The organism is Haemophilus parainfluenzae, assembly GCF_003252795.1.
In the GTDB taxonomy this organism is placed as follows: Bacteria; Pseudomonadota; Gammaproteobacteria; order Enterobacterales; family Pasteurellaceae; genus Haemophilus_D; species Haemophilus_D parainfluenzae_K.
The window spans coordinates 162,536-189,278 of sequence record NZ_QEPQ01000004.1 but is presented as its reverse complement, the minus strand read 5'-3'; the positions used below and the strand labels follow the sequence as shown (position 1 = coordinate 189,278).

Genomic DNA, 26,743 nt, shown 5'->3' with positions numbered 1-26,743 from the left:
AAAGAGTCCCTCTAAATAGACACGGTTATCGATGGGTAAATTAAACCACATTAACCAATAAAATCATTACTATTTAATAAGGAGAGAGGAATTTGGAAGGCTGGTGCTGATAGGCGGATTTGAACCGCCGACCTCACCCTTACCAAGGGTGCGCTCTACCAACTGAGCTATATCAGCGTTTGGAGCGGGCAGCGGGAATCGAACCCGCATCATTAGCTTGGAAGGCTAAGGTAATAGCCATTATACGATGCCCGCAGTCCTAAATTCATCTGTCCCATCAGAATTCATTTAGAAAATGGTGGAGGGAGAAGGATTCGAACCTTCGAAGGCTGAGCCAACAGATTTACAGTCTGCCCCCTTTGGCCGCTCGGGAACCCCTCCACGCTAAATGAATACTTGTTTACTAAAGGATGGTGCCGACTACCGGAATCGAACTGGTGACCTACTGATTACAAGTCAGTTGCTCTACCTACTGAGCTAAGTCGGCGTGTTGTAAGCAAGTGAGGCGTATTATATGGAAAATTTTATGCCTGACAAGTTTTTTTTATGAAAAATGCGTTTTTTTTAACTATTCGTCTAATTTACAAGCAAAAAGCCACATTCTTGCTTTAAAACTCATCACTTTTAATAAAAAACAATGATCACAATTCATTTATAGGGTATATTTTGTCCAATTTTTTCACTCCAGATATAAAGCACCGTGGAAATTACCGAACAACTAACCCCCTTTCTGAACTTTAGCCGTCAACAATGGGCTGAATTAAGAAAATCTGTTCCGCTAAAATTAACGGAGCAAGATCTCAAACCGCTTTTAGGTTTTAATGAAGAGCTTTCTCTTGATGAAGTGAGCACCATTTACCTGCCACTTGCACGTCTCATCAACTACTATATTGATGAAAATCTTCGTCGCCAAACCGTTTTAAATCGTTTTCTTGGCGGACAAAGCCCTAAAGTCCCTTACATCATTAGTATCGCAGGTAGTGTTGCTGTCGGGAAAAGTACATCGGCTCGTATTTTACAATCGCTGCTAACTCATTGGCCTACCGAACGAAAAGTTGATTTAATCACTACCGATGGTTTCCTGTATCCATTAGAAAAACTAAAAAAAGACGATCTGCTACAGAAAAAAGGCTTCCCTATTTCTTATGATACGGCTAAATTAATTCGTTTTTTAGCTGATATCAAATCAGGCAAGCCATCGGTAAAGTCGCCTATTTATTCTCATCTAACTTACGATATCGTTCCTGATAAATTTGATATTGTCGATCAACCGGATATTTTAATTTTAGAAGGGTTAAATGTTCTCCAAACAGGTTCAAATAAAGCAAATCAAACCTTCGTGTCTGATTTTGTGGATTTCTCCATTTACGTTGATGCAGACGAGAACTTGCTCAAAGAATGGTACATCAAGCGATTCTTAAAATTCCGTCAAAGTGCTTTCACTAATCCGGATTCCTATTTTAAACATTATGCCAATCTCTCTGAGCAGGAAGCCATTGAAACGGCTAGCAACATTTGGGATAACATTAATGGATTGAATTTAAAACAAAACATTCTGCCGACTCGTGAGCGCGCCAATCTCATTCTTAGAAAAGGTGAAAATCACGAAGTTGAGTTAGTGAAATTAAGAAAATAAAAAAGGCGGTCAATTTGACCGCTCTTTTTCTCACTGCCTTACGACATTCTTCCATTCTCAATGCCAATCACCTGATCGCAAATCGCCATGGTAGATTGGCGATGACTCACGAGAATAATCAATTTTTCTGCTTTCACGTTCAACAATGATTTCAAAATCATCGCTTCGTTTAAGCTGTCCAAATTACTAGTTGGTTCATCGAGTAAAATAATCGGTGCGTTGTGTAAGAATGCACGAGCAATACCTATACGTTGTTTTTCACCATCAGACAGGTTACCGCCCAATTCCGTCATTTTCGTTTGATAACCTTCAGGCAAACTCAAAATGAAATCATGAATTGATGCTTTCTTCGCGGCTTCCATAATTTCTTCTAACGTAGCATCACGGCGCGCAAGCCTAATATTTTCCTCGATGGTTTCGTTGAAAATATAGGTTTGCTGAGTAATGTACGCCATATTGTCACGCAAACTACGGGTGTTGATATTCGGTAAGATTTCGCCATTAATTTTAATGCTACCCGATTTAGGATCGTAAAAACGCATCAGCAGTTTTAACAAGGTACTTTTACCGCTACCACTTCTGCCATGAATCCCTAAGATTTCACCCTTTTTCACAGACAAGCTAACATCCGATAAAATTTGTTCTTCACCATAAGCAAAACTTACACTCTCAACATCAATGCGAGAAACCTCTTTCAAAGAGACCGCACTTTCTACGTCTTTTAATTCTGGTTCTTCTGCTAGCAAGCTCAATACACGCTCACCTGAAGCCAAGGTTTGTAACAAATTGCTTGAAAGGTTACTTAACGCAATAACTGGGCCGTAACTCGACATCAATAAAATTACGCCGATTAAAAAGGCTGAGAAATCAATCTTATCTAGGCTAAACAAAATTAAGCCTGTGAATAACATAATAATGTTAAACGCCGATACCGCCACTTCAGTGTAAACGCGCACTTTTGCTTCTTGGTCTTTAATGCGCTCAAAAGCCGTATCAATTTTTTGGCTGCGTTGTTGAATTTCATCTAAACGTTGTTTTGCATAACCGAAAAGTTGAATTTCTTTCATACCACGCACACTGTCGAGGAAGAAATCATTCATTTCGCCTACTAATTCACGATAGCGTCTGCCATCTTCACGCGCCAATTTGGTGGTGATAATGGGTAAAATCACCCCCACCGTTAAATAAGCGGCTAATGCTACAACCACAAACCAACCTGAAAGATGCCCAAAGACCAATAATAAAATCGCAGAAGTAAAGAACGCAATCATAATTGGTGCGATGGTATGCGCATAGAACACTTCGAGCAATTCGATATCATTAGTCACCAAGGACACTAATTGCCCCGCTTGTTTGTCTTGCAACTTCACAAAAGCTAAGCGGCGTAAAGAAGAAAATACTTTATCACGCAATAATGCCAATAATTTAAAAGCAATATAGTGCCCGGACATTTGCTCTAAATAACGCAATGCGCCACGAGCCACCGCTAACATGATAAGTGCGGTCAAAATTCCAGAAAAACTTAAATGGGTGTCAAAGTTTAATAAATTTACTAAACCCATCGCCCCAAGCACCATAATAAAAATGGCAGCAAGAAAACCGAGCGTTCCCATGGTGATAGTAAACGCCATGATATGCGCCAGTGGGGTCACTAATTTCAGCAAATGCCCCATCACAACAAAACCATTTTTACGCATTTGCCACCTCTCTAATTTGTTCTAAATCTTTTTGTTGTTGGAACATTTCAGCATACGCACCTTGTTTTGCCATGAGCTCTTTATGTGTACCTTGCTCAATTAATTTGCCTTGTTCAAGCACATTAATGCAGTCGGCATTCACGGCATTCGCCAAACGATGAGAAATCATCACAATGGTTTTTTGTTGTTTAAATTGCTGAATGAACTGCAAAATAATTTCTTCGCTTTCCACATCAATGTTACTGGTCGCTTCATCAAAAATATAAAGCTCGGCATTGTGTAATAACGCGCGAGCTAACGCTAAACGTTGAATTTGACCGCCAGATAAATTCGCACCACGGCTTAATAACGGCATATCTAATCCACCATTATCTCGAACGAATTGCGCCAAATTGACTTGTTCTAAACACGCGTAAATTTGCTCATCTGTGGCATCAATTTTCGCCATCGTCATATTTTCACGTAGCGTACCTTTAAACACATAACTGCTATGGCTCACCAAAGAGACTTTTTCATAAAACGAATGACGATCAATCTCTTGAATTTCTTGGCCGCTGAATAGAATTTTGCCTTGTTGTGCCTTATTAAAGCCCATTAGCAATGAAACCAAGGTTGATTTACCACAACCACTTTTACCCACAAATACCGTAAGCTGATTTGGTAAGATGCTTAAATCTAAGCCTGTAATTGCTGGTTTTTCTTCGCTATAAGCAAAATGCAGATCTTGAATATCCACCTGAATGGCATTTTTCGCTGCAAAATCGACCGCTTGTGTTTGGGTTTCCACTGGCGTATCTAACAAAGTAAAGATCTTATCGGATGCCGCTTTACCATTCATTGCTACATGGAAGAAAGAACCCAATAAACGAAGCGGAATAAAGAATTCAGAAGAAAGCAGAATAAATAAAATGACACCTAATACGGTTAATTGATCGGCTTGGAATTGCAACAAAGCCGTTAAAATCCCGATTGTCGCACCACCGTAAGCAAGTAAATCCATCAGCGACACTGAGTTAAGCTGCATAGTGAGCACTTTCATGGTAATTTTGCGGAAATGTTCCGCTTCTTCATCCATTGCTTTCGCTTTATAAGCATCATCTTGATAGATTTTCAGCGTGATTAAACCTTGTAGGTTATCTAAGAAACTGCTGCCTAATCCTACATAAATGGACCAATATTTTGCCAAGAGTTTTTTCGCAATTTTATTCACTGCAATGATCGACATCGGAATCAACGGCACACAAATCAGCAAAATTATGGCTGTTTTAAAGCTGAAAAAGATCAGAAAAGCAAAGAGTGTAAGCGGGGCAAGCAAGCTATAAAAAAGCTGAGGTAAATAACGCCCAAAGTAGATTTCAAGTTGTTCTACGCCTTCTGAAGCCACTTGAATGATGTTTGACGTAGATTGTTGATTCACTTGATTAAGCGGCATTGAAGCCAATTTGCGATAGATGAGGCTACGCAGCTCATGTTTTACTTTCGTACTGGCAAAATAAGAGGCCTGCACCGATTTTTTACCTGCAAAGGCACGCAACGCCAAAGCAGCAATTAAAACGATACCCAAAATGACCGCACTTAGTGGGCCCAATTCATTAAAATAAGCCGCCTGTAAAATATAAGAAAACACGACGGCACTAATAATCCCACCAATTAACGCCACCCAGTTCCATAACACTGTGATGCCAATCCATTTTTTACTATCGGCCACCGCGTTAATTAGGCGTTTATCTATCATCATAATGATTGCTCCTAAAAACAAAAAAGAAGTACGCACATTACTATGCGTACTTTGCTACCAATCTAACAACCAAAAAACGAGTCTATTTCGTCTCATTGTCTTTAAGCGATATAAGTCGCAAAAATTATAGTCAAGAATATAAATAAATAACAGATCTAATTGAAAATTATTTTTATTTATATTCTAGATAAAAAAATACCGCACTTGGTTTCCCTAAGTGCGGTCATTTTTAGTGATATTTTTGAGTGTTAGACTAAACGTCTAGATTTGCTCTCAACGCATTCATTTCGATGAATTCACGACGAGGCTCAACTTCATCACCCATTAATGTAGTGAAGAGTTGGTCTGCTGCAACAGCATCTTTAATTGATACTTTTAACATACGACGAACATTTGGATCCATGGTGGTTTCCCAAAGTTGCTCAGCGTTCATTTCACCTAACCCTTTATAACGTTGGATTTCTAGGCCTCGGCGAGATTCTTTCATCAACCATTCAACAGCTTGTTCAAATGACTGAACAGGTTGCGTTTTTTCACCACGAGTGACGTAAGCGCCCTCTTCTAGCAAGCCATTCACTTGCTGACCGAAGGCGGTAATCTTCGCAAACTCATTGCCCGTTACAAAATCAAAGTTGATGAAGTAATCAGTATCAATACCGTGTTTACGAACGGTAATGACTGCCTCATATACTTGGCGTTCGCTGTTAAATTGCGTTCTTGCTGAATATAAATGTGCTTCTGTTTCTTTTTCAGTTAAGTAGGCAACAAAAGCATTCGCCCAATTTTCGACCGCACTTTCATTACGCATTAAATCAACGGTTAATTGTGGTTGGTAAACCAAACCTTGTAATAATGGCTCTGGATAGTAACGACTTAAACGAGTAATTAATTTCTGAACATTGTTATATTCACTCACTAATTTCTCGAACACTAAATCATTCATTGCTGGTGCATTAGCACTGATGTGCAACGCTGCGCCATCAAGTGCAAGCATTAATTCATATTGCACCATTTCGTCGTTATCTTTGATGTAACGCTCTTGCTTACCTTTTTTCACTTTATAAAGTGGCGGCTGAGCAATATACACATAACCACGCTCAATTAATTCCGGCATTTGACGATAGAAGAAGGTCAACAATAACGTACGAATGTGTGAACCATCCACGTCCGCATCGGTCATGATAATGATGTGATGATAACGTAATTTATCCGGATTATATTCATCGCGACCAATACCACAGCCAAGCGCTGTAATTAATGTACCCACTTCTTGAGAAGAAAGCATTTTGTCAAAACGTGCTTTTTCAACGTTAAGAATTTTACCTTTTAATGGCAGAATCGCTTGGGTTTTACGATCACGACCTGATTTTGCCGAACCACCCGCAGAATCCCCCTCCACGAGGTAAAGTTCTGAAAGTGCTGGATCTTTTTCTTGGCAGTCCGCTAATTTACCCGGAAGGCCTGCAATATCCAATGCGCCTTTACGACGGGTCATTTCGCGGGCTTTACGTGCTGCTTCACGCGCGCGTGCGGCTGTAATAATTTGATTTACAATGATCTTCGCATCGGCTGGATTTTCTAATAGATATTCCTGCATACGCTCATTCATTGCAGATTCAACCGCACTTTTCACTTCAGAAGACACTAATTTGTCTTTTGTTTGTGAAGAGAATTTAGGATCGGGCACTTTCACCGAAATAATTGCCACCAAACCTTCACGTGCGTCGTCACCTGATGTGCTCACTTTCTCTTTTTTCAGTAACCCTTCGCTTTCCATATAGTTATTTAAGCTACGCGTTAATGCACCACGGAAACCGGCTAAGTGAGTACCACCATCACGTTGTGGAATGTTATTGGTAAAGCAATAAACGTTTTCGTTTACACCATCATTCCATTGCAATGCGACTTCCACACCAATACCATCTTTTTCAGCTGAAAAATAGAACGGTTTTGGGTGAATTGGATTTTTATTTTTATTTAAATACTCAACGAATGCTTGAATACCACCTTCATAATGGAAGTGATCTTCTGTGCCATCACGTTTGTCGATTAAACGAATTGATACGCCAGAGTTTAAGAATGAAAGCTCACGTAGGCGTTTTGCTAAAATCTTGTAATCAAAAGTTGTAATTGCAAAGATTTCTGGACTTGGCCAGAAACGCACCGTTGTACCCGTCGCTTGAGTTTCACCGATAATAGTTAAAGGCCCTTGAGGCTCACCCAAGTGATAGAATTGCTCGTACACATGACCTTGGCGACGAATGGTTAATTGCAATTTATCAGAAAGCGCATTTACTACCGAAACACCTACGCCGTGTAAACCACCTGATACTTTATAAGAGTTATCATCGAATTTACCGCCCGCATGAAGCACGGTCATAATAACTTCTGCCGCAGAAACCCCTTCCTCTGGGTGGATATCTACTGGAATACCACGGCCGTCATCTTGCACGGAAACAGAGTTGTCATCATGAATAGTGACGATAATATCGGAACAATAGCCGGCAAGTGCTTCATCGATCGCGTTATCCACTACCTCAAACACCATATGGTGTAGGCCTGTTCCATCATCGGTATCCCCAATATACATGCCCGGACGTTTCCGAACCGCATCAAGCCCTTTTAAGACTTTAATACTTGATGCACCATAAGCATTTTCTGTAACCGGTGTTTCTGACATAGTTTTTCTCTATTTTGTAATGAAAATTGTGCGGAATTATAGCAAAAAACTGACTATTTTGCGAAATAAAAGTGCGGTCAAAATTTTCGGTGTTAAAAACCCAATAAACAAGTACATAGCATATAAAACAAAAAGACGAGTTTTTATCTAAACTCGTCTTTTATTACATTAACGTTTATTTCCAAATATGGTTATTTAACCCGAGTTCTTTCACCATATCTGTAAAGCCTTTGATACTCGAAATATAATCACGAATCGTATTGTCTTCTAACAATGACTTTTCAAAGGACGGTTCAAAACTATTCTTTCCTAAATTAAGTGCAATAATCACTTCTCGGTTACGAAGTACCATCGAAATAGGGCAATTAAATTTCTCTTTCAGTCCACAAAAACGTTCCATTAACTTAGGCGATAAAGCATATCTGGCTAAGATTTGATCTTCCGTAAATACATCAAAATAGCGATTAAAAGACGGATTATCCATCAAGGCAATTTCACCTTCTTTTCTTAAACCTGCTTCTTTCTTATCACAAACATAAACCCAATGAGCCAGCTCTTTAGGGAAAGTGGCTTTAAATAAAATGCCTTGGAAATTCTGAGCACCTAATGCCTTAACGGATTTCTCTTTCAACGACATGTTAAATGCTGAAAAATCACAAATTTCAACTTCAGTTTGGTTAAACTCACCAAAGATTAAATCCTCACTACGGAAGGTCGCGGGACCACTATCATAAACGGAGAGAAAATCACCAATATTCAGTCCTCTATCTGCGTTAAACTGGAAACCAAATTCCTGGACAATTGTATTAATCACTCGAGTTTTAAATTCTGCGATAAAACGCTTATATTTAAAAAATAAATGACGAAAAGAATAAATGAGCACACCAAGGATTAAAGCTGTACTTAATAGATACCCATTCCCTATCGTTCCGATGAGGAAAAATAACCCAACGCATAGCATAATAATCCATTTATTGATGAGCGATTTTATGGCTAAACGTTCCTCATCTAACTTTTCTAATCCCAGAAAACGAATCCCTTCAATTTCTTTTGGTGTATTCATGGTTTTTCCACTTATTGTTTAAATAAATTACCCACATTAGGCACTTCAGCTTCATTCTGAGGAATATCGAAAAATGTTCCCTTCTGGAAATTAAACAAGTTTGCAATTAAATTTGACGGGAACATTTCCACCGCATTGTTATACTCTTCAACTGCTGAATTATAAGTACGTCTTGCTGCAGAAATTTGCTCTTCCACATCACTAAGTGTGGTCTGAATTTGCAAAAGATTTTGATTGGCTTTGAGATCCGGATAATTTTCTAGACGAACCTGTAAATGACGCAATAAACCCGAAATCTCATTATTGAGTTGGAATTTCTCACTTGTAGAATGGGCTGATTTAGCACTTTCACGTAACGTCACAATACGCTCAAGCAGGCTACGCTCATGCGACATATATTCCTTGGCGGTGGTGACAAGGTTTGGCAATAAATCATAACGACGTTTCAACTGAACATCCACACTGGCCTCAACACTACTCACCTGATTACGTTTTCTAATCAGTTTGTTATACATTGAAATAGTGAAAGCTAAACCTAGAAGGACAATACCTACAACTATATTCATCATTATTTCTCCATAGAAATTTTTCCCTATTCAGTATAGGGAAAAGCACAATAAAATCTATTCGCTTAGACAATATTTTGTTGATAAAAATCAATAAAACCAAGAATTTAGTTTTATCTACTTCCCCCATTCATATTAGCCAGAAGTGCGGTCAATATTCACGAAGTTTTCCTGAGCCCAAATTCTTACTTTATTATTATGATTTAGTGTACAAAAAATGGACTCCAAGTGAATCTGGCGTCAATAAATAACAATCATTCTCAATAATCAAGTAAAAACAATCACTTACCCACTTATTTTGTAAGGAAAATAAGAGTATTTTTGATTACGATCAAATAAATTTCCCGCGTCAGGGCATATCATAGCTAGATTAACCATACAAGTAACGTGCCAATTGGAGTGATTATATGCAACGAAGTGATGGATTATTTTCTGCTTTAGCAGAAGTTTCCCGTCGGGATTTTATGAAGTTATGTACCGCGCTTGCGGCGACTATGGGGTTAAGTTCAAAAGCGGGGGCAGAAATGACCGCGGCTTTAACCGAACCTAAACGTCCACCAGTATTATGGATTGGTGCGCAAGAATGTACGGGTTGTACTGAATCCTTGCTACGCGCCACCCACCCAACAGTAGAAAACTTGGTATTGGAAATGATTTCCTTAGAATACCACGAAACTCTTTCTGCAGCCTTCGGGGAACAAGCTGAAGATAACAAACACAATGCAATTAAACAGTATTATGGAAAATATGTTTTAGTCGTAGATGGATCTATTCCGGTGAAAGACGGCGGCGTCTATTGTATGGTAGCAGGTAAACCGATTGTAGAACACATCCAAGAGGCCGCTAAAGGGGCTGCGGCGATTATTGCGATCGGTTCTTGTGCGGCATGGGGTGGCGTACCTTCCAGCGGTGGCAACCCAACTGGTGCAAGCAGCCTATCTGAAGTATTACCAAAAGGTACACCTGTGATTAATATTCCAGGTTGTCCACCAAATCCACACAACTTCCTGGCAACTGTCGCTTATATTCTTACTTATAAGAAACTGCCAGCAATGGACAAATTAAATCGTCCATTATTCGCTTACGATCGCTTAATTCACGAAAACTGCTATCGTCGCCCGCACTTTGATGCAGGTCGCTTCGCTAAAGAATACGGCGATTATGGTCACCGAAATGGTTGGTGTTTGTATCATCTTGGTTGTAAAGGGCCAGAAACTTACGGCAACTGCTCTACTTTAGAATTCTGTGATGTCGGCGGTAATAACTGGCCAGTCGGTATCGGACACCCTTGCTATGGTTGTAACGAAAAAGGTGTCGGCTTTACTAAAGGTATCTTCCAATTAGCGGGCGTAGAAAACCCAACACCACGCGTTGAAAAACCTGATGTGAACAATACCGAAGGTTCAGGTGCAACTATGACCGCTATTGGTTTATTAGGTGGTGCAGCAGCAATCCTAGCCGGCGTGAGTGTTGTGACCTTACGCGAATTAAGCGCTCAACATAAAGCTCGTTCTGAAGCTAAAGCTGCAGAGAAAGAAGAACATGCAGGTAAATAATAATGGATAGACGAAAATTTCTAAAAGCGGGTATGCTTGGCGGAATCGCATCTACTTTGCCTGTGTCAAATGTGCAGGCATCGGAAGCGGTTGAGCCTATTCCCGGCGCACTAGGAATGCTTTACGACTCTACCCTTTGTGTAGGTTGTCAAGCATGCGTGGCTGAATGTCAAAACGTGAACCACACACCCGTGAATCCAAAAGGTGATCAAACTTGGTCAAATAACGATAAGCTCACGCCATTTACTCGTAACGTGATTCAAGTATGGAGTGATGGCGATGGCACAAATAAAGATAAAACCGAAAACGGCTATGCTTATGTGAAAAAACAATGTATGCATTGCGTTGACCCTAACTGCGTTGCCGTTTGCCCTGTTCAAGCACTCACCAAAGATCCAAAAACGGGTATCGTGAAATATGATCCCGATATTTGTACTGGTTGTCGTTATTGTATGGTAGGTTGTCCATTTGATGTACCAAAATACGATTACGACAATCCATTCGGTGAAATCAGCAAATGTGAACTCTGTAACCAAAAAGGCGTTGAACGCTTAGATAAAGGTGAATTACCTGGTTGCTGTCATGTCTGTCCGACTGGTGCCATTATTTTTGGTACACGTGAAGAATTATTGGCGGAAGCGAAACGTCGTTTAAGCTTATTACGTGGCACCGAATATGATTACCCACGTCAAAGTGTCAATAGCACAGATAAATATCGTGCTACCGTGCCAGCATATCAATATCATATCTACGGTGAAAAAGAAGGTGGTGGTACACAGGTACTTGCCTTAAGTGGTGTGCCTTTTACTAACCTTGGTTTACCAGACTTAGATGAAGTCGCAACAGGTTCTCGTGCGGCGCATTTACAACACTTCTTATATCGCGGTTTAGCCTTGCCATTAGTCGCACTGGCTGGTTTAACCTTTATGACTTACAAAAATATGCATGGCGATAAAATCGCTGAGCGTATTGCAGCACAAAAAGAAGCCATGCGTCAGGCACGCAAGGAAATCGAAGAAGCGGAGGATGAGCATCATGAGTAATCCACGTCCGGTAGGCGGTCGCCTTGTTTCTGCCGCAATTCTCTTTTTTGCACCACTTGCTGTGCTTTGCGTTTTATTAATTTTAAAACGTTTGGTTTTCGGTATTGGTTCTGTGACCGCACTTAATGGCGGTTATCCTTGGGGTTTATGGATTGCCTTTGACTTACTTGTCGGTACAGGATTTGCCTGTGGCGGTTGGGCACTCGCTTGGACCGTGTATATTTTCAATAAAGGGAAATATCACGCTCTTGTTCGCCCAGCATTGCTTGCAAGTTTATTCGGCTATTCCCTTGGTGGTTTATCTATCACCATTGATATGGGACGTTATTGGCATTTACCGTATTTCTACATTCCAGGCCAGTTCAACACGAATTCCGTTCTATTTGAAACGGCATTTTGTATGACGGTGTATATCATCGTAGTGACCCTAGAATTCGCCCCTGTATGGCTTGGTTTCTTCGGCTTGAAAAAATGGTTTAATAAACTGAATAAAATCATGTTTTTCATTATTGCCTTGGGGGCCTTGTTACCAATGATGCACCAATCTTCAATGGGTTCCTTGATGATTGTAGCCGGTCACAAAGTCCATCCGGTATGGCAAAGCTATGAAGCACTACCAATTCTCTCCTTGCTGACTGCTTTCATTATGGGCTTCTCTATTGTGATTTTTGAGGGTTCTTTAGTTAAAGCGGGTCTTGCAGGAAAAACACCAGATGAACGTCATTTATTTACTCAATTGGCACGCGTTACCGCAGGATTAATTTTCTGTTTCTTAGCGGTGCGTTTTGGTGAGTTGATTTATCACGACAAACTGCAAATGGTTGTAGGTTTCGATAAATTAACTAAATTTGAAGCATGGATGTTCTGGATGGAAGTCTGGTTGATGGTATTACCATTACTAACCCTCTTCCTTGGGGAGAAAAAATCAGATTCCCGTTGGTTATTTATTTCGGCATTAAGCATGTTACTCGGTGCAGCATTATGGCGGATGAACTACTCGCTTATCATGTATAATCCGGGCAACGGCTATCAATATTTCCCATCTGCGGAAGAATTGCTTATTTCAATCGGTTTCGTATCTATTGAAGTATGTGCCTATATTTTAATCATTCGTTTATTCCCTGTATTACCGGTATTTAAAGAAAAACATACCGAAGACTCAGAAAAAATTATTGCCGAAAAAGCGGCATTCAGCAAAAAAGTTAGCGGAGCAGAATAATGTCAGAAAAAAAACGTATCTCAATTGACCCAATTACCCGTATTGAGGGTCATTTACGTATTGATTGTGAAATTGAAAACGGTGTTGTCACCAATGCTTGGTCCTCTGGTACCATGTGGCGCGGTATGGAAAATATCGTAAAAGGTGCCGACCCACGTGATGCATGGATGATTATGCAACGTATTTGTGGCGTATGTACCACAGTACACGCGATTATCAGCGTACGTGCCGTAGAAGATGCTATCGGTGCTAAAGTACCCGTCAATGCACAGTATATTCGTAACATGATTCTTGCTGCACACAGCATTCACGACCATATCGTGCATTTCTATCAACTCTCCGCGATGGACTGGGTGGATATCACCGCTGCGCTAAAAGCTGATCCTGAAAAAGCAGCAGATATGCTAAAAGGTGTCTCTACATGGTCATTAAACAGTGCTAACGAATTCCGCAACGTACAGAAAAAAATCCAAGCATTAGTGGATAGCGGACAACTTGGTATTTTCGCTAACGGTTATTTTGGTCATGCAGCAATGAAACTTCCACCAGAAGTCAACCTCATCGCAGTTGCGCACTATTTGCAAGCCCTTGAATGTCAACGTGATGCTAACCGCGTGGTGGCATTACTTGGTAGTAAAACACCACATATTCAAAACTTGGCGATTGGTGGCGTAGCAAACCCAATTAACTTAGATTCCCAAGCGGTACTAAACCAAGAACGTCTCATGTTCGTGAAAGCTTGTATCGACCGCTTAACTGACTTCATTAACCAAGTGTATAAAGTAGATGCGGCAGTATTTGCGGCTTACTATCCTGAATGGTTAAGCTTAGGTAAAACATCAGGCAACTACTTATCTGTACCAGAATACCCAATTGATGCAGATAACTCTAAATTCATGTTGAAAGGTGGTTATATCGAAAACGGCGATTTATCGACTTTCCGTGCAATCGACCAACAAAAAGACGAGTTTGTTGTAAAAGGCATTAAAGAAAGTGGTAAACACGCTTGGTACGAAGATGATGAGCCATTAGAACCTTGGGCGGGCTTAACTCGTCCGAAATATACCGGCTGGCAAGATGATGGTAAATACTCTTGGGTAAAAGCACCAACCTTCTACGGTAAAGTCGTTGAAGTGGGTCCTCTCGCCTATTTAATGTGTGGTTTGGCTTCGAATGACACACCAACTGTCAACCACTTCAATGAATTAAAAGGCATTTATGAAAAATTGACTGGCAACACGTTAACTACCGATAAATTACATTCTACCCTTGGACGTATTATCGGTCGTACCGTGCATTGCTGTGCGATCAACGACATTTTAAGCGCTCAATGGCAAATGCTCATTGATAATATCGCTAAAGGTGATATGACGGCGTATATCAAAACAGATATTCCAGCAAGCGGTGAATTCCGTGGTGTTGGTTTCGGTGAAGTACCACGTGGTATGCTTTCTCACTGGGTTGTCATCAAAGACGGTCGCATTGAAAACTACCAAGCAGTTGTACCATCTACATGGAATGCCGGTCCGCGTAATGAACAAGACCAAATGGGCCCTTATGAGCTTTCCATTATTGGTACACCGGTGGCAGATCCAACTAAACCGTTAGAAGTGGTCAGAACCATTCACTCTTTCGACCCTTGTATGTCCTGTGCCGTACACGTAGTTAATACCGAAAACGGCGAAGTGACTGAAGTGAAGGTGTTGTAATGAAGCCGTTAATTCTTGGCGTCGGCAATATTTTGTTAAGCGATGAAGGTGTTGGTGTGCGCGTGGTGCAGGAGCTTGAAAAACGGCCTGAAATTCAACCGCACTTTGACATTATTGATGGTGGTACTTGTGGCATGGAATTACTGGATGCGATGGCAAACCGCGAGCATTTGATTATTGTCGATGCCGTGCTTGCTAATAAACAGCCAGGTGAGATTGTCGTGTTACATGACGAGCAAGTGCCAACCTTTTTCTCTCGCAAAATTTCGCCACACCAACTCGGCATTTGTGATGTACTTTCTGCAATGAAATTAACGGACGAATTTCCCAAACACCTTTGTCTCATCGGCATCCAACCAGAATCACTAGAATCTGGAATTGGCTTGACTGAAACGATACAAAATGTGTTGCCAAAGGTTTTTGAAACGTTAAATCAAGTCATTAAGGAATACGGCTTAACGCCCGCTATTTAGAATAGCAAAGAATTTAATAGCTAATCACTCATAGCACGCATCTTTTGATGCGTGCTTTAATTTGATTAAGTTTTATGTGAAAAATAAACCATGTATCGACACGAAAAAACACCTGAAAACTCTACCGCACTTTTAACCTCTGTTACTGGCTTTGAAGAAAACCCAACGGAGATTTTCCTTGCTGAAATGCAAAACATTGTACCTGAAATGCAAGATCTCCCTTTCTATCACAAAGGCATCGAGTGCTTCTGCCCTAAATTTGTTTTATTCGAAGACCAATGGATCGGCACCGTATTAACGCCATGGATGATGAGTGTGGTGATTCTACCTGGTCCTCAACAACAATGGGAACCACGTGAATTAGGCGATAAACTCACTGTGCAACTGCCTTACAAAGCACTCACTTTCACCGTTAGTAGTCTTGAAAATGTACCGCAATATTTAAGTTGCTCCTTACATTCACCACTCGACCCGAATCTGACTAACGAGCAAGCGGTTCAACTTACACAAGATTGTTTGCGTATGATTTTATCCATCCCAACCGCACAGCCGACATTTAATTCTGATCGCCGTAATCTATTTAAGGCGATGATCAAATAAATGTTAGCTGCAAACAGTTAATAAAAATGGGCAAAGTAAACTAACTTACTTTGCCCATTTTGCTTTCCATCCCACACAAAGTGCGGTCAGTTTTTACTTAATTTTTCGAATTAATACAACACACGTGCTTTAATTGTACCTTCAATTTCACGAAGTTTAGCCAATAACGGTGACGCATCATCTGTTTCGATATCAACGACCACATAACCAATTTTCGGATCGGTTTGTAAAAATTGTGCCGCAATATTGAGATTAGCTTCAACAAAAATTTGGTTCAATTTGTTTAATACACCAGGACGGTTTTCGTGAATATGAAGTAAACGTTTTGTACCAACGTGTTCTGGCAAGGATACTTCAGGGAAATTCACGGAAGAAAGGGTTGAACCGTTATCTGAATATTTCACAAATTTACCCGCTACTTCAAAACCAATGTTTTCTTGCGCTTCCGCGGTTGAACCACCGATATGCGGGGTTAAGATCACATTATCAAATTTACGTAGTGGCGAAACAAACTCTTCATTGATTGATGCAGGCTCAACAGGGAATACGTCAACCGCTGCACCACGAACTTTACCTTGTTCAAGCGCAGCTGCTAAAGCATCAATATCCACTACCGTGCCACGTGCTGCATTAATTAAAATAGAATCTTGTTTTAATTGCGCAATACGTTCAGCACTCATTAAATTACGAGTTGAAGGTAAATCTGGTACATGAAGCGAAATCACATCACAAGAACCTAACAACTCTTCAAGTGTGTGTAATTGTTTTGCATTACCCAATGGCAATTTATTTTCAATATCGTAGAAATATACTTCCATCCCTAGAGATTCCGCAATAATACTTAATTGCGAACCGATATGGCCGTAACCCACAATACCTAATTTTTTGCCACGCACTTCATGAGAACCCACTGCCGATTTATTCCATAAACCACGATGCACATCGGCATTCGCTTGAGGAATATTGCGCATTAAGAGCAAAATCTCACCCAACACTAATTCAGCCACAGAACGTGTATTAGAGAACGGTGCATTAAATACTGGAATCCCACGCATTTTTGCTGCATTAAGATCCACTTGGTTTGTACCGATACAGAAACAGCCAATAGCAATAAGCTTTGGTGCAGCTTCAATCATTTCAGCAGTTAATTGGGTACGCGAACGTAAGCCGATAAAATGCGCATCTTTAATCGCTTCTTTTAGCTCATCACCATCTAAAGCTTTTTTGTAAAAGTCGATATTGGTGTAGCCCGCCGCATGTAAGGTATCTAATGCGCTTTGGTGCACGCCTTCTAATAGCACAAATTTAATTTTTGATTTATCTAATGAGACTTTGTTTGTCATGTTTGCTTCCTTATTTTTATTAATCAATAATTTTTGCGCCGTCTGGTGTACCGACAATCACAATATCCGCCCCACGTAATGCAAAAATACCATTTGTTACTACACCTGCGACATTATTCAATTCTTTTTCCATTTCCACTGGATTTAAAATAGCGAAGTTATGTACATCTAAAATCACGTTGCCGTTATCCGTTACCACGCCTTCACGATATTCAGGTGCGCCACCAAGAGAGACTAATTTACGACCGACTTGTGAACGTGCCATTGGAATCACTTCTACTGGCAATGGGAATGTGCTGCCTAACACATCCACTTGTTTACTAGAATCCACGATACAAATAAATTTTTTCGCTAAAGCGGCCACAATTTTTTCACGAGTTAGTGCTGCACCACCGCCTTTGATCATCATTTTTTGCGGATTGATTTCATCTGCGCCATCCACATAAATATCTAAACTTGATACATCATTAGCACTAAACACTTCAATACCCTGTTTACGTAATAATTCTTCTGAAGCTTTAGATGCTGCTACTGCGCCTTGGATTTGATCTTTTAATTCACCTAAGGCTTCAATAAAACAATTCACTGTTGAACCACTTCCCACGCCAACAATGGTATCGGGCTTAACATATTTTAACGCCGCACGTGCCGCTAATTTTTTCATTTCTAATTGGTCCATTTTTCTCTCCCTTTTAAATCGTGGATAACAACGTAAACGTTTGCTTTACTTTAATACGACACTATTAAATAAACAAGTATAAAAATTTATTCGTGATGATGAAAAAATTTTATTCATCTAAAAAAAGTGCTAACAGCTCGTTCAAAAACAATTTTCCGTGTTCAGTGATTTGCCAAGAATCCAGTGTTTCGACGATATAATTCTGTTGAATGGCAAAATCAATTTGATTTTTGACCGCACTTTGTGAAAGCCCCGTGTAATGCTCAAATTCTTGTTTTGGCACCGCTTCCAGTAAGCGGAAGCGATTCATGAAAAATTCAAAAGCGCGGTCATTTTTTTCCACGTTTTTTTCTTCATAAAGGTATTCACCACGCAAATAGCCTTTTGGATGCTTCGTTTTAGAAAAACGTAAAATATCGCCATCAGGGAAAGTGAGTTTTCCATGTGCGCCACAGCCTATCGCCAAATAATCCCCGAATCGCCAATAATTCAAATTATGCTGACACTGAAAGCCCGGTTTCGAATAAGCGGATGTTTCATATTGCTGATAACCGGCTTCGGTTAAAAGTTGGTGGCCTTGCTCAAAAATATCCCAAAGCTCATCATCATCTGGCAACGTAGGCGGACGATAAGCAAACATGGTATTAGGTTCAATGGTGAGTTGATACCAAGAAAGGTGTGGTGGAGCAAGCTCAATGGCTTGTCGCAAATCATCTAGAGCTTCTTCAAGCGTTTGGTTTGGCAAGCCATGCATTAAATCTAGATTGAAACTTTTTAACCCAGAAACTTTCGCCAAACTGACCGCACTTTTAGCCTCCGCCGCATTATGAATGCGCCCTAAACGTTGTAATTTATCGTCATTAAAACTTTGGATGCCCATAGAAATACGTGTTACACCAGCGTCCACATAACCTTTAAAACGCTCTGCTTCCACGGTGCCAGGATTGGCTTCCATAGTGATTTCAATATTCTCTGAAAAAGGAATGCGACGTTTAATTTCTGCTAATAACCACTTGATACTTTCCGCTGAAAATAAACTCGGCGTACCACCACCAATAAAAATTGAATGAAGTGGCCGATTTTGAATACTAGCCTGATATTTCTCTAAGTCTGTCTCAAGATCGGCGATCAGATGTTGCACATATTCTTGTTCAGGAATTGTGCCTTTCTGTGCATGCGAATTGAAATCACAATAAGGGCATTTCTGCACACACCAAGGAATGTGAACATAAAGGGAAAGAGGGGGGAATTTTTGCATAATTAAAAGTCAAAAGGGCTTGTTTTCACAAGCCCTAAAAATGAGTCATTAATTGACCGCTCTTGCTGTTTTAGTCGCAGCTTTACGGCGTGGTGCTTTCGCTTTCGTTTCCACTTTCACGAATTCAATGCCTTTAGGTGGATTCTCTAACGCTAAACCTAACACTTCATCAATGGTTTCTACCGCATGAATCGCTAGATTTTCTTTCACGTTATCTGGAATTTCTTCCAAATCTTTCACGTTATCTTTTGGAATCAATACAGTTTTAATACCACCACGATGTGCCGCAAGTAATTTTTCTTTTAATCCGCCAATTGGTAATACTTTACCGCGTAGGCTGATTTCACCAGTCATTGCGACATCGGCACGCACTGGGTTACCTGTTAAACAAGAAACCAATGCCGTACACATTGCGATACCTGCGCTTGGACCATCTTTCGGTGTGGCACCGTCTGGTACGTGAATGTGAATATCACGTTTTTCATGGAATTCAGAATTGATACCCAATTTTTCAGCACGTGCACGAACTACGGTCATCGCAGCTTGGATAGATTCTTTCATCACATCGCCTAATGAACCGGTGAAGGTTAATTTACCTTTACCCACTACTGACGCAGTTTCAATGGTCAGTAAGTCACCGCCCACTTCTGTCCATGCAAGACCTGTTACTTCGCCTACACGGTTTTGGGTATCCGCTTTACCAAATTCAAAACGTTTCACACCAAGATAGTCATGCAAGTTGTCTGAATTAACGGTAATGGATTTCACTTTTGGATTGACCAATAAATTCTTCACCGCTTTACGACAGATTTTAGAAATCTCACGCTCTAATCCACGCACACCGGCTTCACGGGTGTAATAACGGATAATATCTAAGATCGCGTTTTCTTCGATGGTTAATTCGCCTTTTTTCAATCCATTACGTTCAATTTGTTTTTGTAACAAATGTTGCATCGCAATATTGAGTTTCTCATCTTCGGTATAACCAGAAAGACGAATGACTTCCATACGATCTAACAATGGGCCTGGAATATTCATGGAGTTTGAGGTTGCCACAAACATCACATCAGACAAATCGTAATCCACTTCAAGATAGTGATCGTTGAAGGTGGTATTTTGTTCAGGATCAAGCACCTCTAACAAGGCTGACGCAGGATCACCACGCATATCCGAAGACATTTTATCAATCTCATCAAGCAAGAAGAGTGGGTTTTTCACGCCAACTTTTGCCATTTTTTGAATCAATTTACCTGGCAATGCACCAATATAAGTTTTACGGTGACCACGGATTTCTGCTTCATCACGTACTCCACCTAATGCCATACGCACATATTTACGACCTGTTGCATTGGCAATAGATTGACCCAGTGAGGTTTTACCTACCCCTGGCGGTCCCACTAAACAAAGAATTGGACCTTTGATTTTGTTTAAACGTGCTTGCACCGCAAGGTATTCTAAAATGCGTTCTTTCACACGTTCTAAACCGTAGTGATCCGCATCTAAAACCTGTTGTGCTTTTGCAATATCTTTCTTCACTTTAGTACGTTTATGCCATGGCACTTGAAGCATCCACTCAACATAGCTACGCACCACCGTTGCTTCCGCAGACATCGCTGACATCATTTTGAGTTTTTGTAACTCACTTTCTACTTTTTCGCGCACATCTGCCGGCATACCTGCCGCTTCAACCTTTTGACGAAGTTGTTCAACTTCATCAATGGTATCTTCGCTTTCGCCTTCGTCCATTTCTTTGCGAATCGCTTTGATTTGTTCGCTAAGATAATAGTTACGCTGGCTTTTCTCCATTTGTTTTTTAACACGGCCACGGATGCGTTTTTCAACTTGAAGAATATCCGCTTCAGACTCCATCATGCCGAGCAAGTATTCTAAACGCTCTTGCACATCTGCAAGCTCTAACACACTTTGTTTATGGCGAACAGTTACTGGAATATGCGCAGCCATGGTATCCGCTAAACGATCGGCATCATCAATGCGTTGTAATGCCCCTAAAACGTCAGCAGGAATTTTTTTGTTGAGTTGAAGATAGCTTTCAAATTCATTTAAAACAGCTGCCTTCACCACATCTAATTCTTTTTCATCACCAAATGTGGTTTCAATCGGCGTGACTTCCGCTGAAAAATGGTCTTCACCATCATTTAATTGATTGATTTTCGCGCGTTGTTGCCCTTCCACCAACACTTTCACCGTGCCGTCTGGCAATTTTAATAATTGAATAATATTCGCAATCGTCCCGACATCGAATACATCATCAACGGTAGGTTCTTCTAAATCTGCTTGCTTTTGTGACACCAATAATAATTGTTTGCCCTCATTCATGGCTTCATCAAGGGCGCTAATCGATTTTGCACGCCCAACAAAAAGTGGCATCACCATATAAGGGAAAACGACAACATCCCGTAATGGCAATACAGGAAGTGTACGTTGTTGAGTTCTTTTGGCGTTCATAATTATCTCTCTTACATCAATTCTATAATTTCATTGAATATGGGGATGAGTTGCATAAATTCAAGGTAGGATTTGGCATATTAAGGAGAAATCGAAAAATAGGCAAGTAAAGAACCACCTTTATTGATGGTTAATTGGAAAAACCATGGAATACAGGTACAATAAGTGAGGTCAAAAATCAGCATGATTTTACCCAATAAAAAACGTTTGAAAAAATAACCGCACTTTATCCACTATGACAGCAAAACAAACTATTACTTTCGCGACCTTTCAAGAATTACTACCCGATTCTTGTAATCATCCATTAAAAAAACAATTAAGGGATAAAGCCCGTTATTACGGACGCAAATTTTTATTTAAAAAACAATGTGATGCACTGGTTGATTTCTTAAATACTCATCAAACTTGGATTCCGCTTTTTCAACAAAATCCATATCGTTTTAATGCATTGCTCGCGACCTATTGTGACAAACGTTTTTCTGCAACCGATCGACTCAATGCCATTACCAATAATCTGCTAATACTTGAAGAAAAAATGGGCGTAGAATTTTGTAAAAAACTACTCCAAGAAAAATCCCTTTTATTAGCACAATTAACGGATCAACTTGGTATTTATTTCAACATCAACCAGATTGACCCTTTTGAAGGTTATTTTTCCATTAACTTAAAAGACAATGATGGGCGTAGCATTTATGATGCTTCTTTCACCTTCTTAAAGCCAAATAAATTACTTATCGCCTCAATTCAAGGCCCTTCTTATGAAGGGGCGCAAGAAGCTGTGAAACAAGCCACAAAAGAATTACACGGTGTTCGTCCAATGTTTATGTTGATGAATGTTTTCCGCTTGTTAGCTGAAAAATGGCAATGTAAACTAGTCGGTATTCCTCACACTTCACAAGGTAAATACCGTTTATCTGCGCGCAGTAAAATCCTATTCAACTACGATGAATTCTGGCAGGAAAACCAAGGGCAATTAAAAGGTCAATATTGGCAATTACCGCTTGAAAGTGCCCGCAAACCGCTGGAAGAAATCGCCAGCAAAAAACGTTCCATGTACCGAAAACGTTATGAAATGTTGGATGATTTGAGTGAAAAAATTACTCAATTTTCCTAAATAAAATAGCCTTAAGCCAGGCTAACCAGATCTAAGCCAGGCTTAAGTAAACGATTGCCAACCTTGCTATTAGTGCATTCTTTCAAAAATCTCGCTTTGCTTTTTTGCTCATTTTGTGTAGAATACGCGCTCGGCTTATTGATTAATCCGAACACAAGGAGTTCTCCATAATGGAAGCATCAAAGAAAAAGATGAAATTCCCTTCCGCATTTAGCATTCTCTTTATTATTCTTCTTATTGCTATTGGTCTTACTTGGCTTATTCCCTCAGGGTCCTACTCTAAACTTTCCTACGACAGCACCGAAAATCATTTTATTGTCAAAACCCACGGAATTCCTGATCAAAGCTATCCAGCAACAGAACAAACCCTTAATCAACTCAATATCAAAATTCAACTTTCTAATTTCACCAACGGCATTATCAAAAAGCCGATTGCTATCCCCGATACCTATCAACGCATTGAACAACACGAAAAAGGCATTACCGATATGATTCACGCCATGGTAGATGGCACCATTGAAGTCGCGGATATTATGATTTTTATCTTCATACTCGGTGGGATGATTGGTGTGATAAACAAAACAGGGGCGTTTAATGCCGGATTAATGTCTCTAACCAAGAAAACAAAAGGAAATGAATTCTCTGTTGTCTTTGCTGTCTGCGTGTTAATGCTGTTAGGCGGTACGGCTTGTGGTATTGAAGAAGAAGCCGTAGCCTTCTACCCAATTCTTGTTCCTGTCTTTTTAGCCTTAGGTTATGATTCTATTGTCTGTGTTGGTGCCATATTCCTTGCTGCATCAATGGGCACTGCCTTTTCAACAATCAATCCATTCTCTGTTGTTATTGCTTCAAACGCGGCAGGGATTCCATTCACTGAAGGGATGGGATTTCGCACACTGGGACTTATTCTTGGTGGAACCTGTGTAATAGCCTATATGTATTGGTACTGTAAAAAACTGCGTGCCAATCCTGAATTTTCTTATACCTATGACGATCGCCAAGCCTTCTATGATCTCTATATGAAAGATATTGATCCGAATGCAACCGTTGAATTTACCTTTAGAAGAAAACTGATTCTGATTCTATTTAGTGGTGCCTTTCCTATCATGGTATGGGGTGTGATGTTTGGTGGTTGGTGGTTCCCTCAAATGGCGGCTTCCTTCCTAGCCATTACCATCATTATTATGTTTATCAGTGGATTGCCTGAAAAAGATGTTGTAAATGGGTTTACTCATGGTGCTTCTGAATTAGTCGGCGTCGCATTGATTATCGGACTCGCTCGAGCAGTTAATATCATTCTAGAGCAAGGAATGATTTCCGACACGATTCTCGATTATATGACTCATCTTGTTGGAGGAATGAATGGCGGCATCTTTATTATTGGTCAGCTCATTGTCTTCATATTCTTAGGATTGGTTGTTCCTTCATCTTCAGGTCTTGCCGTACTCGCTATGCCAATTATGGCACCGCTGGCTGATACTGTTGGCATTCCAAGAGATATCGTCGTATCGGCTTACAACTGGGGACAATATATTATGTTATTCCTTGCGCCAACAGGATTAGTCCTTGTCACGCTACAAATGCTTGGTATTCCATTCAATAAATGGCTGAAATTTGTCATGCCAATCGTGGGCTGTCAATTTGTTATCTCATCGATACTTCTTCTCGTTCAAGTATTTATGTATGCACAATAAGCAATAAAATAAAAAGCCACGCAATCTAGCGTGGCTTCTTTTTATCATCTAATGTTATTTGACAAACTCATCAAACTCTAACTCATAATCATCACCATCTCTGGTGTATTTGATATAACGTGGAAATTGTTCACCTGAGAATTTCTTCACCATAATATCCTTATTACCTGTTTTAAATGAATAAGTGATTTCAGTGACAGTTTGCTTGTTATATTGGATCTGTTTTTCCACTTTCTTCACATTCACATTTTCCATTGGGTAAAGTTTTTTACCATTTGTGATTTGGAAACTGGTTGGCAATTTATCGTAATAGCTCAACTGAAATGCCATGGTGAATAAGTCAAAAGTCGGTAATGTTAACGGTTCGGTTTCTAACCCATTTTTCACTTTACCGTATTCAATTGTTGTTGGCGAAATTTTAGAAATAGCATAAGGCTTACCATTACGCACATCTTGATAATTTACCATTTTAAATTGGCTCGCAGTTTGCGAACCACGAGAAGTAAACACAATGTTGTACAACGGAATATTAATTTTCGCATTGACTGAATACTGTGAACCATCAGCTTTAAAATGCACATACGCCGGCATTAAATAATTGGAACTGTATTTAATATTATAATCCACCGCAGACCATGCTGTTGGCACATAAGCAATTAATGCAGTAAAAAGGATTTTAAATAACTTCATTGGTTTTCCTTATATATAAAAATAGGTTGCCCTTTAGAGTATCACAGCGAGAAGAAGTTCCCCATTAAAAAAACCATCTTGTCTGCAGATAAGATGGTTTTCATTTATGTTAGCTTAATGGGAGATTATAAAACTGCACCCGCCATTAAGAAACCGAATAATACAGATAAGCTGATTGCAATCACACCTGGCACTAAGAATGGGTGGTTGAATACATATTTACCGATACGAGTTGAACCAGTATCATCCATTTCTACTGCCGCAATTAAGGTTGGGTAAGTAGGAAGAATGAATAATGCTGATACTGCGGCAAATGCTGCAATCGCTGCTTCCGGAGAAACACCTAATAAAATTGCAGTTGGGTATAATGCTTTTGCAGTTGCAGCTTGTGAGTAAAGTAAGGTACTAGCGAAGAACAAGATTACCGCTAAACTCCAAGGGTATTGTTGTAAGAACTCAGCTGATACCGCTTTAATTTGATCGATATGACCTTCAACAAAAGTATTACCTAACCATGCTACACCAAGCACACAAATTACTGCTGACATACCTGATTTAAAGGTTGCTGCATTAGTAATTTTTGCGGTATCCACTTTACATGCCATAGTGATAATGGCTGCAGTCGCAAGCATGAAAGAGATAATGGCGTTATCACGAGAAAGAATTGGGTTTTGAATTAAACCAACTGTTTTACTGATTGCAGTTGCATAAAGCATGACCACTAAAATCGCGATAAGGAAAATTGCAACAGAACGTTTTGCATAAGGTTTGATCTCAATTTGCATTTCACCACGCATAGTAATTAAACCTTTTGCTAGACGATCTTGATAAACTTCATCATCTTTCAAATCTTTACCAAGGAAGTTACAAATCACCGCAGTAATCATACATGCTGCGTAAGTAGTTGGGATCCAAATACCTAATAATTGTAAGTAACTTAAACCAAAGTTTTTCTCTAATTCAGCAGAAAGGAATACCACCGCAGCAGAAATTGGAGACGCTGTAATCGCAATTTGTGAAGCGATAACCGCAATAGAAAGTGGACGTGAAGGACGAATACCTTGTTCTTTTGCCACTTCAGCAATCACTGGAAGTGTTGAGAACGCTGTGTGACCAGTACCCGCAAGTACAGTCATAAAATAAGTCACAGTTGGCGCAAGGAAAGTGATGTATTTTGGATTTTTACGTAGGATTTTTTCAGCCATTTTTACTAAGAAATCCATACCACCCGCAACTTGCATTGCCGCAATCGCCATGATTACAGACATGATAACTGAAATTACATCAAACGGAATAGCACCCGGTTTTAAACCAAGTAGTGAAAGTGCAACGACACCCATACCACCCATGAAACCAATACCAATACCGCCTAATCTAGCCCCTAGGTAAATAAAGAGTAGGACGACTAAAAGTTGAGCCCAAATCATAATATTTTCTCCATATTAATTTTAAAAATAATTCCGGAACATATATTAACAACAAACTAGTGCATTATCTATATTTATTACTTGGATTAGTC

General features: G+C 39.9%; 20 protein-coding genes and 4 tRNA genes. 9 read left to right on the top strand and 15 right to left on the bottom strand.

What is annotated here, in order from left to right:
* Positions 1-101 precede the first annotated feature (101 nt).
* The 4 genes from DPV81_RS08150 to DPV81_RS08135 all read right to left on the bottom strand — a co-directional run bounded on the left by DPV81_RS08150 (position 102) and on the right by DPV81_RS08135 (position 487).
* Positions 102-177: transfer RNA gene (locus DPV81_RS08150), tRNA-Thr, on the bottom strand.
* 3 nt (positions 178-180) lie between these two features.
* A tRNA-Gly gene (locus DPV81_RS08145) sits at positions 181-255 on the bottom strand.
* A 41-nt stretch (positions 256-296) separates the two neighbouring features.
* Positions 297-381: transfer RNA gene (locus DPV81_RS08140), tRNA-Tyr, on the bottom strand.
* 30 nt (positions 382-411) lie between these two features.
* Positions 412-487, bottom strand: a tRNA-Thr gene (locus tag DPV81_RS08135).
* A gap of 213 nt (positions 488-700) precedes the next feature.
* Here DPV81_RS08135 and coaA point away from each other — a divergent pair.
* Positions 701-1,636: a type I pantothenate kinase gene (gene coaA / locus DPV81_RS08130; RefSeq protein WP_005695046.1), complete on the top strand. Its 936-nt coding sequence runs from the start codon at positions 701-703 to the stop codon at positions 1,634-1,636.
* 38 nt (positions 1,637-1,674) lie between these two features.
* On the opposite strand, the gene DPV81_RS08125 is transcribed toward coaA, so the two are convergent.
* The 5 genes from DPV81_RS08125 to DPV81_RS08105 all read right to left on the bottom strand — a co-directional run bounded on the left by DPV81_RS08125 (position 1,675) and on the right by DPV81_RS08105 (position 9,383).
* Positions 1,675-3,333, bottom strand: coding sequence for an amino acid ABC transporter ATP-binding/permease protein (locus DPV81_RS08125; RefSeq protein WP_111387790.1), 1,659 nt, complete (start codon positions 3,331-3,333; stop codon positions 1,675-1,677).
* A complete protein-coding gene (locus DPV81_RS08120) occupies positions 3,326-5,071 on the bottom strand; it encodes an ABC transporter ATP-binding protein/permease (protein ID WP_111387788.1) in 1,746 nt (581 codons plus the stop codon). Before DPV81_RS08120 ends, DPV81_RS08125 begins: the two co-directional genes overlap by 8 nt.
* 253 nt (positions 5,072-5,324) lie before the next feature.
* Positions 5,325-7,751: a DNA topoisomerase (ATP-hydrolyzing) subunit B gene (gene gyrB / locus DPV81_RS08115; RefSeq protein WP_111387786.1), complete on the bottom strand. Its 2,427-nt coding sequence runs from the start codon at positions 7,749-7,751 to the stop codon at positions 5,325-5,327.
* A 175-nt stretch (positions 7,752-7,926) separates the two neighbouring features.
* Positions 7,927-8,814, bottom strand: a complete 888-nt coding sequence (locus tag DPV81_RS08110; protein ID WP_111387784.1) for a DUF3137 domain-containing protein — start codon at positions 8,812-8,814, stop codon at positions 7,927-7,929.
* A gap of 11 nt (positions 8,815-8,825) precedes the next feature.
* Positions 8,826-9,383, bottom strand: coding sequence for a LemA family protein (locus tag DPV81_RS08105; protein WP_243583393.1), 558 nt, complete (start codon positions 9,381-9,383; stop codon positions 8,826-8,828).
* A 404-nt stretch (positions 9,384-9,787) separates the two neighbouring features.
* On the opposite strand from DPV81_RS08105, the gene hybO reads away from it, so the two are divergent.
* The 6 genes from hybO to hybE all read left to right on the top strand — a co-directional run bounded on the left by hybO (position 9,788) and on the right by hybE (position 15,980).
* Positions 9,788-10,936: a hydrogenase 2 small subunit gene (gene hybO / locus DPV81_RS08100; protein ID WP_111387782.1), complete on the top strand. Its 1,149-nt coding sequence runs from the start codon at positions 9,788-9,790 to the stop codon at positions 10,934-10,936.
* Between the two features lie 2 nt (positions 10,937-10,938).
* Positions 10,939-11,979, top strand: a complete 1,041-nt coding sequence (gene hybA, locus DPV81_RS08095; RefSeq protein ID WP_049365050.1) for a hydrogenase 2 operon protein HybA — start codon at positions 10,939-10,941, stop codon at positions 11,977-11,979.
* Positions 11,972-13,198: a Ni/Fe-hydrogenase cytochrome b subunit gene (hybB, locus tag DPV81_RS08090; protein ID WP_005695037.1), complete on the top strand. Its 1,227-nt coding sequence runs from the start codon at positions 11,972-11,974 to the stop codon at positions 13,196-13,198. The genes hybA and hybB overlap by 8 nt, the downstream gene beginning before the upstream one ends.
* Positions 13,198-14,907: a hydrogenase 2 large subunit gene (gene hybC / locus DPV81_RS08085; protein ID WP_111387780.1), complete on the top strand. Its 1,710-nt coding sequence runs from the start codon at positions 13,198-13,200 to the stop codon at positions 14,905-14,907. Before hybB ends, hybC begins: the two co-directional genes overlap by 1 nt.
* Entirely contained in the window at positions 14,907-15,380 is a 474-nt protein-coding gene (locus tag DPV81_RS08080) for a HyaD/HybD family hydrogenase maturation endopeptidase (protein ID WP_049365052.1), read from the top strand. Before hybC ends, DPV81_RS08080 begins: the two co-directional genes overlap by 1 nt.
* 90 nt (positions 15,381-15,470) lie before the next feature.
* A complete protein-coding gene (gene hybE / locus DPV81_RS08075; protein ID WP_111387778.1) occupies positions 15,471-15,980 on the top strand; it encodes a hydrogenase-2 assembly chaperone in 510 nt (169 codons plus the stop codon).
* Between the two features lie 110 nt (positions 15,981-16,090).
* Here hybE and serA read toward each other — a convergent pair whose 3' ends face one another.
* The 4 genes from serA to lon all read right to left on the bottom strand — a co-directional run bounded on the left by serA (position 16,091) and on the right by lon (position 21,726).
* Complete coding sequence (gene serA, locus DPV81_RS08070) at positions 16,091-17,323, bottom strand: phosphoglycerate dehydrogenase (RefSeq protein ID WP_049369724.1); 1,233 nt, start codon at positions 17,321-17,323, stop codon at positions 16,091-16,093.
* A gap of 19 nt (positions 17,324-17,342) precedes the next feature.
* Positions 17,343-18,002, bottom strand: a complete 660-nt coding sequence (rpiA, locus tag DPV81_RS08065; protein WP_049364295.1) for a ribose-5-phosphate isomerase RpiA — start codon at positions 18,000-18,002, stop codon at positions 17,343-17,345.
* Between the two features lie 109 nt (positions 18,003-18,111).
* Positions 18,112-19,260, bottom strand: coding sequence for a radical SAM family heme chaperone HemW (gene hemW / locus DPV81_RS08060; protein WP_111387776.1), 1,149 nt, complete (start codon positions 19,258-19,260; stop codon positions 18,112-18,114).
* 48 nt (positions 19,261-19,308) lie between these two features.
* Complete coding sequence (lon, locus tag DPV81_RS08055; protein WP_111387774.1) at positions 19,309-21,726, bottom strand: endopeptidase La; 2,418 nt, start codon at positions 21,724-21,726, stop codon at positions 19,309-19,311.
* A gap of 235 nt (positions 21,727-21,961) precedes the next feature.
* On the opposite strand from lon, the gene DPV81_RS08050 reads away from it, so the two are divergent.
* Both DPV81_RS08050 and DPV81_RS08045 read left to right on the top strand, forming a co-directional pair.
* Entirely contained in the window at positions 21,962-22,840 is an 879-nt protein-coding gene (locus DPV81_RS08050) for a VirK/YbjX family protein (RefSeq protein WP_111387772.1), read from the top strand.
* Between the two features lie 170 nt (positions 22,841-23,010).
* On the top strand, positions 23,011-24,534 hold the full coding sequence (locus tag DPV81_RS08045; protein ID WP_111387770.1) for a YfcC family protein: 1,524 nt from the start codon (positions 23,011-23,013) through the stop codon (positions 24,532-24,534).
* 54 nt (positions 24,535-24,588) lie between these two features.
* Here the strand turns inward: DPV81_RS08045 and DPV81_RS08040 are convergent, their stop codons facing one another.
* Together DPV81_RS08040 and DPV81_RS08035 are read right to left on the bottom strand one after the other, a co-directional pair.
* Positions 24,589-25,224 (bottom strand): hypothetical protein, encoded by a 636-nt coding sequence (locus tag DPV81_RS08040; RefSeq protein WP_111387768.1) that lies wholly within the window; start codon positions 25,222-25,224, stop codon positions 24,589-24,591.
* Positions 25,225-25,349: 125 nt separating this feature from the next.
* Complete coding sequence (locus tag DPV81_RS08035) at positions 25,350-26,651, bottom strand: anaerobic C4-dicarboxylate transporter (protein WP_049365060.1); 1,302 nt, start codon at positions 26,649-26,651, stop codon at positions 25,350-25,352.
* Positions 26,652-26,743 lie beyond the last annotated feature (92 nt).